This is a genomic window from Alkalihalobacillus deserti, assembly GCF_020734105.1.
Classification (GTDB): domain Bacteria; phylum Bacillota; class Bacilli; order Bacillales; family Bacillaceae_D; genus Halalkalibacter; species Halalkalibacter deserti.
Genome location: NZ_JAJAFR010000016.1, coordinates 47,464 through 63,013, shown reverse-complemented (window position 1 = coordinate 63,013; position 15,550 = coordinate 47,464). Strand labels below are relative to the sequence as shown.

The following is a 15,550-nucleotide window of genomic DNA, read 5'->3' as shown; positions in this document are numbered from 1 at the left end:
CATTCTTTTAATATAGAAAACTTTTGTGGAGCAGTAATTGTTAAAGAGACGATTACTTAATATAAATGATCGTCTCTTTGAATTTTTCTCAGTATATTTGTACTACGCAGTAAATAAAGCTGTTTTATTTTTGCTTATTCAATAAAAGCGCCCGATAACGTAATAACTAGGAGAGGATTATATTTGGCATCTCGTAATATAAGTTCCGTGATTTTTACGACGTGATTTCTTTATGCTTAATTATTTGTAAAACAGTCTTAATGGAAATCAGTAGTAACATAATCATTATTAAACAAGCGAAAACAGGGTATGAAATCGGATATCCAAAGACGTCAACTGTTTTAAATTCATTAAATAAAAATTGTACTCTCAAAACTTCAGTGTAAGAAAATGCTAGAATCGTTTCTAACCACTGAACACCATCTATGATTATGGGTACTGCGAAAATAGATAATGAAACAAAAAAGGCGATTAATGAATTTTTACTAATAGACGAAATTAATACAATCAATAACGCAAAGGCGAATGCTGCTAATAAATGTATACCTAATTGAACGAAATGGTACTCTAATGCTGTAAAAGAATACGGAGAATCCCTATAATAAGGAGCCGTTAAGAATTGAATCGGTGTGCTCCAACCATCATTCCCGTGTTGGAGGAAATTCATTAGCAAACTAAACATTTCCCATACAAAAACAACAATTAGAGTATAAATAAGCGATGCACCCATTTTTGCCCAAGCTAACGATTTTCTACCTTTTTTGGAACTGAATATATAATTATCAACATTCGAACTATATTCATTAGAATATATTGGGGACAATCCAAGTAGCAGCATAACTCCAAGAACCATGAAACCACCGTCTGCTACAAAAATAACTATTTGCGAAGGTCCTGTAAAATAGGAAAAATAATTGAGGTTTATTTTTTCCAACATATTCTTTTCCACATTCGCTTTTACACTGTTTTCGCCTTCTAGTTCGTTTAACCTTTGTGTAACACTATTTTTTATCGTATCTACCATCATAATTTTTTCAAGAATTTGCGGCTCTATAAATTTAGTATCAGTGTAATTATCTCCTGGATCTACACTATGTTGTGTTCCTTTTGACTGCAAAACTTCATATTCACTTTCAGCCAGTTTAACTTTTTCCTCCGTAATAGGACCCTCCCACTTCTTATATAACTCTTTTTCTACATTTGGATCATAAGGATAATCCAAAATTAGATAAGACATGCCTAATAGAATAATGAGTGTAATCCAGATACTTTTTTGTTTAAAAATTTTATATAATTCAAATTTCAAAAGTTGCATTATACGATCACCTCTCCATCTAAATAATAAAGATATAGGTCTTCTAAGTTTGGAACCTCATTTTTTGCATCCACATGGGGTTTTGAATCGCTTATAATTCGCAATTGGAATTTTTCCTGAGCACGAGCAATATTTCCTACTTTATACTTGGATTGAAAGTTCGAAATTTCTGCTTCACTTACAAAAGCCGTCCACACTTTATCTTCAATCCCTTTTAATAATTTTTGTGGAGTTTCTTTTTCAATTAACCGACCATTTTTTAGGACTAAAATTTCTTTTGCAATAACCTCAATATCCGATACAATATGAGTGGATAATAATACGATTCGGTTTGTCGATATTTTAGATAGTAAATTTCTAAATCGAATTCTTTCTTTTGGATCAAGTCCTGCTGTTGGCTCATCTACAATTAAAATCTTGGGATCGTTTAATAACGCCTGAGCAATGCCAACCCGTCGCTTCATTCCTCCAGAGAATTTACCCACTTTTACATTGCGATCATCGGTTAATCCGACTAGAGCTAATACTTCATTTACCTTTTCTTGTGCCTTCTTTTTCGACAACCCTTTTACAGAAGCGATATATTTCAAAAACTTATCGGCTGAGAAATTTTTGTACAATCCTACATGTTGTGGTAAATATCCGATTAACTCTCGATATTGATGATCCATTCTAACAATATCTTGACCATCCAAAAACACTTTTCCAGAGCTAGGTTTTGTCACGCTAGCAAGAATTCGCATTAACGTTGTTTTCCCTGAACCATTCGCCCCAAGAATACCGTATACCCCAGTAGTTAATTCTAAATTTATTTCATTTAAAGCCTTTTTGTTTCCAAAATTTTTAGAAACCTTATCAATGGTTAAGTTCATAGTTAACACCTCTTTTATAAATTCGATTCAATTGAATAATGACAACTATCGCAGCAATCAAAGACACTAAAATATGAACTACTATTGGAATACTTTCTATTCTTTCAACCAATTTTGATTGGCTAATCATGCTACCAAAGACAATCCAAACCGCAAGCCCCGCTGTTACTGCATATACATGCCTAAATCTACTAACAATGACAAATGAAATTGCTGTGATTACAGTGAAAGGTGTAATCCAATAAAGCATCAATTTCCAAATCACTACATCTTGATAGAAAAAAGATGTACTGAACGTTAAAAATAAATTAATGATCAAGTTAAACCCACCTACTACAACCATTTTAGATAGGATAATCTCCTGTAAACTATATTTAAAAGTCACCTCGAGCTCAGCCATTCCAGCATTCATTCTCTTTATCACTTCCAACAAACCAGTGATTGTAGGAATTGGTCCAAGTAACAATAAAATCACATAGGGATTTATTTCAGATAAAAGAACAGCAGAAAGACCTATAAGGAGAAATAAACTATTTGAAAACCAAAATATAGGGCTCATATAAAAGAACTCAATTATGGATTGCTTCATAATAGCAGACATGCCCTCAAAACGATTTTTCCATTTGCTTTCTTTAACAGGAACATAAGGTCTAATAGCATCAATGGTCATCATCATTTCTGACTCACTAGGATACTCCACATCGTATTCATCTAACAAAAGCCCTATTTCTCGTTCGAGTTCGTCCAGTTCCGGATCATAATCCATATCATATTCAAATTCAGTCTTGTCCATTTTTTTCTTGCTCATCTACCTCACCTCTTCTCAAAAGTTTGGCTAATTTATTCAGCCCTTGTTTCAGTCTGGATTTAACTGTAGGAACACTAGTGTTTGTCACTTTAGAAATTTCTTTTATTTTCATGTGGTGAAAATATTTCAGAATTAGAGCCTCCTTCTGATAATCAGGTAGGCTAGCTAGAGCTAATCTCACTTGTTCTCTCATCACTTTCCGTTCAAAAATATAAGGAATACTTTTCTCGCCACTTTCTAATGTCTCAGGTAACTCTGTTTTCTGAGAGGTATGCCTGTAATACGCACTTCCCCAGTAATCCCTGCAATGATTAATGGCAATTGAGAATAGCCAGCTTTTGAATGTTCCTTTATGCGAATACGATTGTATTCTTTGTATGACTTTTATAAATACTTCTTGAGTTAAGTCATATGCGGTTTCCTTGTCGCCCACTTTACGGTAGATAAAAGCATAGATGGATTTGTAATACTTTCTCGTTAACACCTCCATCGCAGCTTGACTACCGCCTAATATTTCTTCTATTAGCTCTTGGTCATCAGGCACTTTCATCACCTCACCCAATTAAGACGAAATTAAATAAAAAAAGATTTAATCCTGCATAATTTTATAATGTTCAAATAACTGATAAAAACCTTTAAAAATGAAATTGGTATGAGAATTATTTTTCCTTCTTAAAAGAAATATCTATTACAAAGATCGCTAAAAAAAAGAGGAGCCAATATAAATTAGCTCCTCTAAAAAATATTTGTTACGATTTTACTTTTTGATTTTTCCTCCATAATCTATTCTATATTTTAACATAAGTATCCAAATTTCTTCGGGATTGATCTTCCACAATATGGCCCGATTGTTGCACAGTAATGGTCTAATACGAAAAACGATCACTAAAAAAGAGATAGTGATCGCCTTTAAAACGTATATTTAGTTACCAGTATTTTTGTACTGCGAAGTAAATATCTTTGTTTTGTTAGTTGCTCTTCTTCAAAACAACCCCCATTAGCATAACTGAAATTCTTTATAATAATTTTAAACTTTTTTTGTTTTCCAAAATTCTCCGTTCAGTCAAAAAAAGACCCATCTCCTAAAGAAATGAGTCACAATTCTTATTATTAAACTAACCACTGGACATTATCTAGAGAAGAATTAAAAAGCTTTACGAATCAAAAAAAAAATTTCTTCTAATGTTTTAGTACCAAATGATGGAGAATCATATTAATTTCAAAAAGTTAAAACAGGCAGAAATGCTCTACCATTTCTGCCTGTTTTTCATTAATATGTCCTAGTCTACACCCACTTTTTTATTTAATACTTAACTATCCCGCTCTTGAACAAAAGAAAAGCTATCGAGCTTTGTTTGTTTTTCTGTAATTACTCATTACTATATTTATACTTAGGTAAGGAGATACTAGCCTTAAATAAATCTCCGTCAACGTGGATGTTAAATCTCCCCTTTTGGATTTCAATAAGATTTTTTGCGATGGACAGGCCTAATCCACTGCCTTGGCTCGTTCTGGATTCGTCTCCTCTTTTAAAACGCTCCATTAATTCGTCTGCTGAGATATTTAACTCAGTTGCTGAAATATTTTTGAAGGTGAGAAGTACTTCGTTATCTAAATCCTCGATATCTATATATACTCTCGACCCTTCTGCTGCATATTTAAATATATTCGATAATAAGTTCTCTACAGACCGCCACAATAATTTTCCATCTGCTGAAATATAGACCTTATTCTCTGGATAGTTCATCTTAAAGTCTAAATCCATGGTTTGAATTTTATCATTCACTTCCCCTAGCCCCTGGGTTACCAAAGATACGATATCAATTTTCTCGTAATGAACTGGGATATTTCCACTAGAAGCCTTTGCTGCTTCAAATAAATCTTCTGTCAATACTTTTAGCCTTTTCGATTTTTGATCTAATACTTCAATATATTCTTCTACCCTCAATGAGTCCTTCTCCTGTTTTAATAAGTCAACATAAGTGATAATAGAAGTTAACGGAGTTCTTATATCATGGGATACATTAGTGATCAGTTCCGTTTTTAACCGCTCACTTTTAAGTTCACTATCAACTGCTTTTTTCAAACCATCCGTAATGCTGTTAATATTGGATGCAAGCCTTCCAAACTCTCCGTTTCCACTCACTTCTATTCGATGATGAAGATTTCCATCCTTTACTGTTTCCACGCCTTCCTGTAACGCCTTAAAGGTCTTGATCTTTTTAAAGGCAAACCAAGCTGCTATACCAATAGTTACCGGGAACATGAAGAACGTCAAAGCAATCAATATCGGATAACCGATGACGATCAGCACCGTTTTAACGCCGACATTACCACTTCTATATACATCTCCTACAAATGAAACTATCTTATAGATTAGGCTAAAGATCAATGTATGCTTGAAAAATGTCTTCTTTTTGATATGCTTCACGAGTGACAGTACTAGTACTAGTACTAAACCAACAATGGCAATAGGAACCGTTATTGGTATGAGGAATATTTCAATACTATTAGAGGCCTCCTCTACCAACAAAATCCAAATAGGTATAAGTAGTATACACATCACTATTTTTATATCATTGTATAGTTTATCTATTGCGTGTAAGTGTAACTCTTGATCCTGAAATGACTTTTTTCCTATGACGACGACAAGATAGGAAAATGAAAGAATAAATCCTGCCAAAAATCCTACTAATTTATACAAGTTTTTTGTGGCAATCGCTTTGTTTTCTTGCCATTCTTTTATTTCAGACTCTAAAAATTCTTCTGGGAAGGCAAGATAAAACACCGTGTTCTCTGGGTTCAATCTATCAAAGTGTCGTGTTAACCGATTTAAATAATCATTTTCTTCTTTTATTTCCTTTGGAAAAATCTCTTGTTTGTAATTTTCAAATACAATAAAAGAAGGATAGGTTTCAAACTGCTGTTTTTCTATCATAGTCGTGTTTGTGAACACATTTGTACCATCACTTGCATAAAATAATGGTCCCTTACTCTCTTCTAGGTTTTGCATGAGCATGTGATATTCTTTTAAATCATCCTTTATCATCTTTTCTTTTGCCTTGGCTAATTCATCTTCATATTCTTGTTTAAACATCTCATAATTTTCCTGTTTAAACATCTCATAACTTTCCTCATTACTTAACTCAGGATTATCACTTCTAGAACGGTGATAGTAATCTGAAAATAAATTTTCTTCTACACTCCTCCACTCATCTTCACCAATCGTTCCGCCATTTAAGATATGTTCCTCACTCTTATATTCCTCTATAAGGGTTGTGAGGTTACGGACTAGTTTTTCACTTCCCTGTACATATGACCAACTTTGAAAATAATGATCTTCCACCGCGTTGCTAAATTCCGCATCATTTTCAATTTCTACTTCTACGACTGCTTTCATGACACCCGTCAAACAGATAATTGCAATCATAAAAACTACGATTTTCGTTATAAATAAATAGCTATAATTTTTCAACTTTATATCCAACTCCCCACACTACTTTCAAATATTTTGGTTCTTTCGGATTGATTTCTATTTTTTCTCTGATTTTTCTTATATGAACGGTTACGGTATTTTCAGGACTATGAGCCGCTTCATTCCATACCTTCTCGTAGATCTCCTCAATCGAGAATACTTTTCCCGCATTTGCGCTCAGAAGTAATAGTATCTTATATTGCACGGGTGTAAGGTGAACTTCATCATCATCGACTGTGATTGTTTTACTATCATCATCGATCATAAGTCCCCCTGTCCGGTATACACTACTCCTAGTTTCAAGACCTCCTAGTGCTGTATATCTTCTCAGCTGTGACTTAACTCTTGCTATCAATTCCAAGGGATTATATGGCTTGGTGATATAGTCATCTGCTCCAAAATTTAATCCTAAGATTTTATCTGAATCCTCTGATTTTGCAGAAAGAAGGATTAAAGGTATATTATTTTCTTCTCTAATCTTCTTGGTAGCTCTGATACCATCCATTTTAGGCATCATAATATCAATGATAATGAGATGAATCTCATGATCTTTAATTATTTTAATTGCTTCAATTCCATTAAAAGCTTTGAATATTTTATAGCCTTCATTTTCTAAGTAGATCCCTATTGCATCTACAATTGCTTTATCATCATCACAAACCAATATGTTCATGTAAGTTCCTCCTAATTTTGATTTTCGACATTCGATATCACCTCTTTAAAGTACTAAGGGAATGATATCAACAAAATCTTAATATATACTTTATGAAATTCTTAAGATTTTCTTAGTGTCTTAAATGAAGTTTAACTATAAGTCGGACCCCTGTAAGTTATACTTATTTTAATTAATCAAAAAGCAAGTTATGTATAGTAAAAACACCAAACAAGGTTTGGTATTTTTATTCCATTATCATAAAACATTATTAATATCTAAGAGATATTTTTTACGAATAGACCTATCATTTTGTTACTGATAAGGTATTTTGTTCTTTTTGAAAACTTTATAATGTAGCTCTACAAATTTCAATACCCACCAATGGTGGGATTCCCCTATAATCCTACACTTTTGGCAAAAGGGTTTCTTTATACATACCTCTACAATCCCTTTATTAAAAAAAATTTTATTACATGGTATTTAGTCAAATAAGAAAGACGATCACTTTAAAGTGACCGTCTTTTAAAATTTATATCCCGTTACTAGTATCGTTGTACTATGCAGTAAATTGACTTTCTTTTGTTAGTTTATACATTTCTACATAGAACAATCCAGTCGTTTAACTTGCACGATAATTATTCTTCTAAAATAGGGGCTATAATATCAATACGATTAGTCCATATACCACCTGTGTAATTTTTAGGAAGGCGTTCTAAGTCTTGCTTTTTATCAAAACCTTCTGACCATCCACCATCGCCCGCTACGAGAATTACTCTTGTATTAGCATCCTCCATTCTGTCTAGAAATTTGCTTGGAAATCCCCATAAATATGGTGCAATTTTTTCTAGAATGTGTAATTGTGCGTTTCCGCACGCTGACGGTACATATCCTGTCCAACCAACTGCTATGTATGGAAGTAGGCAACTTTTCATCGTTTCTTTTGACATGACACGAAGTTCAGGTAGTTTTTCTTTCAGAGACAAAATCGGCTTGTCGCCACCATAAACTGAAAGGTTTTTTAACCGACTATCTGGAACCTTTGTGAGATAGTTAGACAAATGCTCGCCTTCATTTGGGCCATTACTTTTAATATGAATTAAAAAAGATTGTTCAGGAAAATGCGACAACACTTCTTCAAGTGTAGGCATAAGTCCTATTCCTTTGCCACGGAAAGGATAAGTTTCTCCGTTATTAGCCGTATAGCCATAACCAATATCTAACTGTTTTAGTTCTTGAATAGTATGCTCCCTTGTTATTCCTTCTCCATTTGTTCTACACTCTAGTGTCCAATCATGAAAAACAGCAAACTCTCCGTCTTTTGTGAGTTGAACATCAAACTCTACAATATCGGCTCCTGCCTTAAAAGCTGCTTCCATTGAAGGTATTGTATTTTCTATAAATGGATGGTCAGGTTCGAAAATTCTCTCTGCTGTACATGTTTCCCCAGTTATTCCTTTCATATCGAAAGTCTGTGCCAATCCACGATGTGCCAGTAATAAAGGGTCTCTATTACTATCTTTTGTAAATAATGATGTGTTATTTAGGTACATAAAAGCTACTAAAATAAATAGAAAAATAAAAAACCTTTTAATATTTCGTTTTAACTTCATACTTTCCTCCATATGCTACATTTAACTGCATGTTTCAATAGGAAAAATAACTTTTTAACTACTCTCCCATGTTACTTCAACAAGCTTCTGATGCAAATTCTACCGACAATACTAGTTTAAATATCCGCTTTAACTTTAGTAAAAAAAGTAAACCAAAACTATGCAGCTCTGTATAAAAAGCTGCATAGTGTCGACTCTGGCTCTAAGGATTGTGTCCATTATAGAATGGTTAGCTTGTCGTTCGTTACATTTACAGCGCCTTTCTAATTAAAAATGATAGGAAATAAAAATGTAACGAAAGCTGCCCAAAGTCCGTAGACCGGCAAATATTTAGTAATAGCATCTTGGATAGTTGAAGGTCCGGAATTTTTTTTTAGAAAACGCATATAGGAGACCATGATCCAAATTAGATTTGCCCAAATCAGTATGTTTACTCCTAAAACAGCAAGTCTATTAGGGGTAATCCCATATGAAGAAAGTCTGAAAACGATGGCTGATAGAGCCACGCTGTCAATGATAAGCGCAAGAACAATTAAGGCAAAATTTATATAATCTGAAATGTTCTTTTTCTTGTCTGAGTCGCTTTCAGTAATGGAAAATATGGTAACCGCCAATACACCAAGAAGTATCCCATTGAAGACTATGAGGAAATTACGATCCAAGAATGGATTTTTTCCTACCCATATAACCGTTATAAGATAGACCAACAATGTGATCAGGACAAGAGGACTAAAAATCTTAGCTATATATGGTGTAATATTCTTAGCAAGTTTAAGATTTATTGAGACCAGGTATGCAGCAACAATAGCGAGAGCGGCAGCACCAAATAAAACGACATTACTAAAATAAAAACCTTCTATATCCAAGCCAATAAAGCTGAATAGCTGCATGGTTAATGCTGCCAGCACCATTCCACTAACAGCCATGCTAGCGTAGAGAATACCATATTCCAAATTAAATTTGATATAGGCTAATCTAGTACTCCCTTTTGAATATTCATTTCCTGTAAATGCAAGCCCTACCAATACCCATAAGAATATTGGTAGGTGTAAATAAGCAAGAATAATACTGTCTTTATAATTTAATGGCAGCATATTAAGATAAATCCCAGAAATTAGGAACAACGCTACAAGAGAATAAATAACACTTTTGTTTGGGGTATTTTTGTAAACAAAATAGCCAGCAATAAAGGGCATTATACCAAAAGCCAGGTTAATTGGAGTAATTACTTCCTGTTCGACATAATGGAAAATGATCCTGGTGCTTAACCCTGCCAGAATGGCTAAAATGCCCATAAAAATGAAATCTTTTCGAAGCAAGGGAGATTTTTCTGTATTTGCTGTCTCCTTGAAATGCAATCTTTCATACCAAACGCCAAGAATCTGAGAATCAGGATTTTGTTCCCATGCTTGTAAGAATGAATTTTTAAAAGCTTTTGGGTCTTGTCTATATAGTCTCTCAAGTTCATAAGGGTTAGCAATGTTTTCAATAATCGAATTGTTAAATTCCATCGTTAAACCTCCTCTAATACTGTACAGTAAGTTTTCTCCACATTGATTAACTGTCTTCGTCACTTTTGTATTCTAAAACATCTCCAGGCTGACACTCTAAAGCCTTACAAATTGCCTCTAAAGTAGATAATCGAATTGCTTTTGCCTTTCCATTTTTCAATATAGAAAGGTTGGCCATCGTTATCCCAACCCTCTCCGAAAGCTCTGTTACGCTCATTTTCCTTTTCGCAAGCATTACGTCAATATTAATTATAATTGCCATTGTTTACACCTCACACTATTAAATCATTTTCTGATTTAATATCTATTGCTTCTTGTAATAGTTTTTGGAGAACAGCAGCAAAGACTGCGATAACCAGCGAAGCGAAAGGAACAGCCAATCCGACAAAGATAACTCCTGGTGCATCGTCTATTTCCGCAAAAATATAGAAGAGCGGTAAAACTAGCACATGTAAAATACTGATTGTGATTGCACAGTATTTGATTTTCTTTAAAGCTTTTACAGATAAATCAGAGAAAGCTTTATTTTTGTCAATATAGCGTAAGAGTTTGAAAGCCTGATACAAAGCAAAGTAAAAAGGTATCGCCGATCCATCAAAAACGATGAAAGCAAAATATTTTATAAAAGCAAACTCTGGAAGCAATTTTGCTGAAAGATTTGCCAGCTCAGGCACCAAAAAGATGCACAGACCGAGAACTGGGACTCCTAAAAGAATAACCGCTATTTTTAAAAACAACGTTGTAACTTTTTCCATTTAAAGCACCTCACTTATTTGTTTTGATTTTGATTTTAATATATTTTTTATCGTTTTACAATAAATATTTATTAAATTTAATGAAATTTTTATTATTAGGTTTTGTTTCTGCACAAATAAAAAGCATTCTTCATTCAAAAAAACGCTCTACTTTAAATTGTTAAATTTTATAACTTATACATCAGATTGGTAAGGGTTTAGTCCATAATTAATTGACTGGTACTTCGTTTGAACCCGCATATTTTTGTACTATAATAAAGAAAACCCTATAAGGGAGGGTGTATCATGGCCAAACATAAGATCTATAGAATGAGTGTCACAAGTGTCTATCCCCATTATGTTACGAAGGCGGAGAAAAAAGGACGTTCCAAAACAGAAGTCGATGAAATCACCCATTGGTTGACAGGGTATAACCAGGAAGAGTTAGAAGCACAACTGGAAAAACAGACAGACTTTGAAACCTTCTTTGCGGAAGCTCCTCAACTGAATCCTTCGAGGGCTTTGATCAAAGATGTAGTCTGCGGTGTCCAAGTGGAAGACATCGAAGAACCAACTATGCAGGAAATTCGCTATTTGGACAAACTTATCGATGAGTTAGCAAAAGGAAAAGCGCTAGAGAAGATTTTGCGGAAATAACAAAGAAACACAGATTCCATTTATAAAGGTTAGTGTTTTTTTGTTGAATACTCAAAATTACCCAATCCCCAAAATTTAAATATTTCTACTCTGGATTAATATACAAAACTACACTCATTCACAAAGGCACTTGAAAGTGAAGTTGTTTGCTGCGCAGTATCCGTCTACTACGTAATGAATAGCTACTCCACAATCTGGACCGATTATAGAATATAAAAAATACTTTTACTTAATGTTTCAACTTATGAATCAAGGTACCTTATAATTTTAGCTGTCCTGTCCATAATGTTATTAAGGTAAACACTGCTACATCTCAAATTACTCATAAAGGAAATGATGTAAGAATGAGATGTGCAATATACATTCGAGTTTCGACTGATAAAGAGGAGCAAAAAGCATCGTTAAAATACCAAAAGGAGCTTTTTTACAGGTATGTTGAAGAAAAAGGATGGGACATATATGAATTTTATGTGGATGTCCAGACAGGAACTACGGGAAAAAGAAAAAACCTTCAAAAGATGATTGAAGAGGCTCAGGCAAAAAAGTTCGATATCATCTTAGCTAAAGAACTTTCTCGTCTAGCCCGCAATGGAGAACTATCCTACAAAATTAAAAACCTTTGCGAGAATCAAGGGATCCATATCATCACTTTAGATAATGCGATTAATACTTTGACAGGTAACACTAACATGTTTGGTTTATATGCCTGGATGTATGAACAGGAATCTCAAAATACATCGAATCGGGTGAAAGAGACCTTACGAACTAGAGCCAAAAAAGGGCTTTTCAAGGGTTCTAATCCCCCATATGGATATGAGGTTCGAGAAGGAACACTGTATGTTAGAGATGATATTACCTCTAGTATTGTAAAAAGGATCTTTGAAGAGTATCTAGCTGGAAGTGGTAGACAAAGTATCGCAAGAAGGCTGTACAATGAAGGCATTTCAACACCAGCTGATTTAGCTGGTAAAAAGAATGCAGGAGATAAATGGAATGATTCAACCATTAAGCTTATTCTTACTAATCCTCATTACGTTGGGGACTTAGTACAAAATCGTTCAACTACTGTCAGTGTTACAAGTAAGAAAAGGAGACAAGTTGAACAGGAAAATCAAATTATCGTTAAAGATACGCATGAAGCCATAATCCCACGGGATGTGTTTGATGCGGTCCAGCAGCAATTGAAAATTCGCACTAAGTTTATAACGGCACCAAAGAAACATCTTTTTACGAATGTTCTATTCTGCTCTGATTGCGGAAAAGGAATGTGGTACCGTAGTAACCGAAAGGGTTATGTATGTGGAAATTATGCACGGCACGGTAAAAAGGCATGTAGTAGTCATTCAATTAAAGAAGATTTACTCACAGATACTGTATTAACTGACATTCAAAAGTTAGTAAAAGAAATTTATCAAGAGCGATACGTTAAGCAGTTAGAAGCTCAATCAAAGAAATCGAAGCAAAGCCTTCAAAAGCAACTCGATAAAGTTGAGAACCAAGTCAATATAATAAAGGGTCTAAAAAGAAAATACATTAATATGTTAGCCGAAGAGATTATTACTCAAGAGGAATACCGCGAAATTGTTGAAGTTAATAATATTGAAATTAAAGAGTTAGTCGAGAAAAAGACCGATTTACTTACAGCAATGGCAAGTGAAAAAACAGTGGATAACATCGAGTTGTTAAAACAAGAATTACTTCATTTTCTAAACTTTGATGAGTTAAAACCAGAGATTTTACATCGTTTAATTAATCGTATTGAAGTAAAAGCTGATGGAGCGCCTATAATCCACTATCGGTTTTCAGCTCCAAAAATCAAATAAACACAGCAGGAATCCCCTATTTTGGGGATTCTGCTTCTTTTAAAACTATCTGCGAGACGCACTCAACGTGGGTCGAATGCGGAAACATATCCACCGGTTGTACTTCCTTCGTCTTATACCCACCAGCCTCTAAGATTTTCAAATCCCTTGCTAAGGTAGCTGGATTGCAGGATACATAAACCACGCGCTCCGGCTTCATCGATAGAATCGTTTCTAGCAGTTCTTGGTCGCAACCTTTTCGAGGGGGATCAACGACGACTACATCTGCACGTATTCCTTGTGCATACCACCACGGCATGACCTTCTCTGCTTCTCCAACAGCAAAATCAACATTCGTAAAGCCGTTTAACTTAGCATTTCGCTTGGCATCAGCAATCGCATCAGGGACTATTTCTACACCATAGACATGCTTTGCTTTTTGAGCTAGGAATAGTGAGATGGTTCCAATTCCGCAATAAGCATCAATGACCGTTTCCTGACCTGTTAATTCTGCATATTTCAGCGCTTGATCATAGAGTACTTTGGTTTGTTCAGGGTTAACTTGATAGAAGGAACGAGCTGATATCGCAAATTTAATATCACCTATATAATCATGGATGTATTCATCGCCCCATAGAACGATGGTTTTATCACCAAAAATAACATTGGTTCGTTTCGTATTGATGTTTTGAACAATTGATTTTACGTTTGGCACTTCAGCTAGGATTTCATCGATGATCGCTTTTTTGTTTGGGAGTTCTTTTCCTCTTGTCACTAAGACGACCATAACTTCATTAGTAATCTTCCCAATGCGTGCCACCACATGTCTTAAGATTCCACGATGCTTTTCTTCATCATAGCCACGAATTCCGTGTTTATTGGCAATCTTTTTAACGACTCGGATGATTTGATCATTGTCTTCATGTTGAATCAAGCATTCATTCATATCAATAATGCGATGGCTTCGTTCTTGATAAAACCCTGCAATGACAAGGCCGCCTTCTTCACCAACTGGCACTTGTGCTTTGTTCCGATAACGCCAAGGATTTTCCATTCCCATTGTAGGATGAACGGTTACTTCTATAAGACTGCCAATTCGTTCTAATACGTCTCTCACTTGCTTTTGTTTCGAGACTAGCTGAGCCTCATAGCTTAAATGTTGAATTTGACAACCGCCGCACTGATGATAGATCGGACAAGGTGGTTCAACACGATGTTCACTCGCCTCTTGTATTTCAAGTAAGCGAGCAAAGCCATAGCCTTTATTCGTTTTCACTACTTTAATTTTAACTGTTTCCCCTGGTAAAGCTTGGGGAACAAATAATGTGTAGCCATTTACTTTTGCAACTCCAGCTCCTTCATGTGTTAAATCTTCAATCGTTACCTGAAGCTGATCATTTTTTTTAACCGGTACTTGTTGTTTCATTCTCAATTCCGTCCTTTTAGGTCTATTCGTTTTGTTATTGTACCACAATCAAAGAATTACTCGAAATGTCGACGTATTAGAGAGCTCGTCTTTCTTTCTTGTTCTTAGAAAAAAGAACCCTCCACTAATAGTAACGGGTTCAGTTTCAGGAGAGAAAATCACAAAATAACACCTATTTTAAGACCAAATCGAATAAGATTTTGTCTTCTTCTTTTCCTTGTTATATCAGCATTTTTTAGTTTTTAACATAAGAATTAGCAAGGTAAAGTGCTAATATCTATTATTCACTTATTAAAACTTGTGTAAAAACGACTGTTAATTAACTACTATTTATAGAGGCGTTACCAAGGATTTATGGGGTTTTATGTTAATATGCTAGTATCAACTATTTAACGAAGCATGATACTTTAACAAGCTGTCTTATAAAAATTACCGATTTTAGTTTATGTACGGACATAGGTTCCGTTATTTTGTGAGAAAGAGCTTATTTGTGGATCTACCGGACACAGGATTCGTTATTCGTCTGTATGAAGGGCATTTTCCTTTGATTTTCATTCGATAACGGATCTGGTGTCCTCAAACCTTACCAATAGTAATGATTTTAAGCAAATAGCGTATCTGATGTCCGTTAGTTTCACATATGAATGTTATGCGGACACAAAGTAGAAATCAACCTCTCTGTAAC

Annotated in this window: 13 protein-coding genes and 1 pseudogene; 3 read left to right on the top strand and 11 right to left on the bottom strand. The window is 34.5% G+C overall.

The genetic code is table 11. The features are described 5' to 3' along the window. Positions 1 to 214: 214 nt before the first annotated feature. The 4 genes from LDX58_RS20130 to LDX58_RS20115 are packed head-to-tail and all read right to left on the bottom strand — an operon-like array spanning position 215 to position 3,539. Entirely contained in the window at positions 215 to 1,315 is a 1,101-nt protein-coding gene (locus tag LDX58_RS20130) for a hypothetical protein (protein WP_227938803.1), read from the bottom strand. After that, complete coding sequence (locus tag LDX58_RS20125; RefSeq protein WP_227938801.1) at positions 1,315 to 2,187, bottom strand: ABC transporter ATP-binding protein; 873 nt, start codon at positions 2,185 to 2,187, stop codon at positions 1,315 to 1,317. The genes LDX58_RS20130 and LDX58_RS20125 overlap by 1 nt, the downstream gene beginning before the upstream one ends. Beyond that, complete coding sequence (locus LDX58_RS20120) at positions 2,171 to 2,995, bottom strand: hypothetical protein (protein WP_227938799.1); 825 nt, start codon at positions 2,993 to 2,995, stop codon at positions 2,171 to 2,173. Before LDX58_RS20120 ends, LDX58_RS20125 begins: the two co-directional genes overlap by 17 nt. After that, positions 2,967 to 3,539 carry an RNA polymerase sigma factor gene (locus LDX58_RS20115; RefSeq protein ID WP_227938796.1) on the bottom strand — a complete coding sequence of 191 codons (573 nt, stop codon included), beginning with the start codon at positions 3,537 to 3,539 and terminating at the stop codon, positions 2,967 to 2,969. Before LDX58_RS20115 ends, LDX58_RS20120 begins: the two co-directional genes overlap by 29 nt. Positions 3,540 to 4,112: 573 nt before the next feature. On the opposite strand from LDX58_RS20115, the pseudogene LDX58_RS20110 reads away from it, so the two are divergent. Beyond that, a pseudogene (locus LDX58_RS20110) lies at positions 4,113 to 4,212 on the top strand (MBL fold metallo-hydrolase); the annotation flags it as partial. Positions 4,213 to 4,364: 152 nt separating this feature from the next. On the opposite strand, the gene LDX58_RS20105 reads toward LDX58_RS20110, so the two are convergent. From LDX58_RS20105 to LDX58_RS20080, 6 genes are all read right to left on the bottom strand, one after another. After that, positions 4,365 to 6,470: a HAMP domain-containing sensor histidine kinase gene (locus LDX58_RS20105; protein WP_227938793.1), complete on the bottom strand. Its 2,106-nt coding sequence runs from the start codon at positions 6,468 to 6,470 to the stop codon at positions 4,365 to 4,367. Next, positions 6,457 to 7,143: a response regulator transcription factor gene (locus LDX58_RS20100; RefSeq protein ID WP_227938791.1), complete on the bottom strand. Its 687-nt coding sequence runs from the start codon at positions 7,141 to 7,143 to the stop codon at positions 6,457 to 6,459. Before LDX58_RS20100 ends, LDX58_RS20105 begins: the two co-directional genes overlap by 14 nt. A 617-nt stretch (positions 7,144 to 7,760) precedes the next feature. Continuing rightward, on the bottom strand, positions 7,761 to 8,735 hold the full coding sequence (locus LDX58_RS20095) for a glycerophosphodiester phosphodiesterase family protein (RefSeq protein WP_227938789.1): 975 nt from the start codon (positions 8,733 to 8,735) through the stop codon (positions 7,761 to 7,763). Between the two features lie 263 nt (positions 8,736 to 8,998). Then, on the bottom strand, positions 8,999 to 10,246 hold the full coding sequence (locus LDX58_RS20090) for a DUF4153 domain-containing protein (protein ID WP_227938787.1): 1,248 nt from the start codon (positions 10,244 to 10,246) through the stop codon (positions 8,999 to 9,001). Positions 10,247 to 10,292: 46 nt separating this feature from the next. Next, positions 10,293 to 10,508 (bottom strand): helix-turn-helix domain-containing protein, encoded by a 216-nt coding sequence (locus LDX58_RS20085; RefSeq protein ID WP_227938785.1) that lies wholly within the window; start codon positions 10,506 to 10,508, stop codon positions 10,293 to 10,295. Positions 10,509 to 10,518: 10 nt separating this feature from the next. Continuing rightward, complete coding sequence (locus LDX58_RS20080) at positions 10,519 to 11,001, bottom strand: DUF2975 domain-containing protein (RefSeq protein WP_227938783.1); 483 nt, start codon at positions 10,999 to 11,001, stop codon at positions 10,519 to 10,521. Positions 11,002 to 11,286: 285 nt separating this feature from the next. Here LDX58_RS20080 and LDX58_RS20075 point away from each other — a divergent pair, with 285 nt between their 5' ends. Both LDX58_RS20075 and LDX58_RS20070 read left to right on the top strand, forming a co-directional pair. Continuing rightward, complete coding sequence (locus LDX58_RS20075) at positions 11,287 to 11,637, top strand: DUF2200 domain-containing protein (RefSeq protein ID WP_227938782.1); 351 nt, start codon at positions 11,287 to 11,289, stop codon at positions 11,635 to 11,637. A 344-nt stretch (positions 11,638 to 11,981) separates the two neighbouring features. Beyond that, entirely contained in the window at positions 11,982 to 13,460 is a 1,479-nt protein-coding gene (locus LDX58_RS20070) for a recombinase family protein (RefSeq protein WP_227938779.1), read from the top strand. A 16-nt stretch (positions 13,461 to 13,476) separates the two neighbouring features. On the opposite strand, the gene rlmD is transcribed toward LDX58_RS20070, so the two are convergent. Next, on the bottom strand, positions 13,477 to 14,865 hold the full coding sequence (gene rlmD, locus LDX58_RS20065) for a 23S rRNA (uracil(1939)-C(5))-methyltransferase RlmD (protein WP_227938777.1): 1,389 nt from the start codon (positions 14,863 to 14,865) through the stop codon (positions 13,477 to 13,479). Positions 14,866 to 15,550 lie beyond the last annotated feature (685 nt).

Bases quoted from the DNA above. Each gene is read 5' to 3' on its own strand.
- LDX58_RS20130 (WP_227938803.1), bottom strand. From the start codon at position 1,315: ATGCAACTTTTGAAATTTGAATTATATAAAATTTTTAAACAAAAAAGT.
- LDX58_RS20125 (WP_227938801.1), bottom strand. From the start codon at position 2,187: ATGAACTTAACCATTGATAAGGTTTCTAAAAATTTTGGAAACAAAAAG.
- LDX58_RS20120 (WP_227938799.1), bottom strand. From the start codon at position 2,995: ATGAGCAAGAAAAAAATGGACAAGACTGAATTTGAATATGATATGGAT.
- LDX58_RS20100 (WP_227938791.1), bottom strand. From the start codon at position 7,143: ATGAACATATTGGTTTGTGATGATGATAAAGCAATTGTAGATGCAATA.
- LDX58_RS20095 (WP_227938789.1), bottom strand. From the start codon at position 8,735: ATGAAGTTAAAACGAAATATTAAAAGGTTTTTTATTTTTCTATTTATT.
- LDX58_RS20090 (WP_227938787.1), bottom strand. From the start codon at position 10,246: ATGGAATTTAACAATTCGATTATTGAAAACATTGCTAACCCTTATGAA.
- LDX58_RS20085 (WP_227938785.1), bottom strand. From the start codon at position 10,508: ATGGCAATTATAATTAATATTGACGTAATGCTTGCGAAAAGGAAAATG.
- LDX58_RS20080 (WP_227938783.1), bottom strand. From the start codon at position 11,001: ATGGAAAAAGTTACAACGTTGTTTTTAAAAATAGCGGTTATTCTTTTA.
- LDX58_RS20075 (WP_227938782.1), top strand. From the start codon at position 11,287: ATGGCCAAACATAAGATCTATAGAATGAGTGTCACAAGTGTCTATCCC.
- LDX58_RS20070 (WP_227938779.1), top strand. From the start codon at position 11,982: ATGAGATGTGCAATATACATTCGAGTTTCGACTGATAAAGAGGAGCAA.
- rlmD (WP_227938777.1), bottom strand. From the start codon at position 14,865: ATGAAACAACAAGTACCGGTTAAAAAAAATGATCAGCTTCAGGTAACG.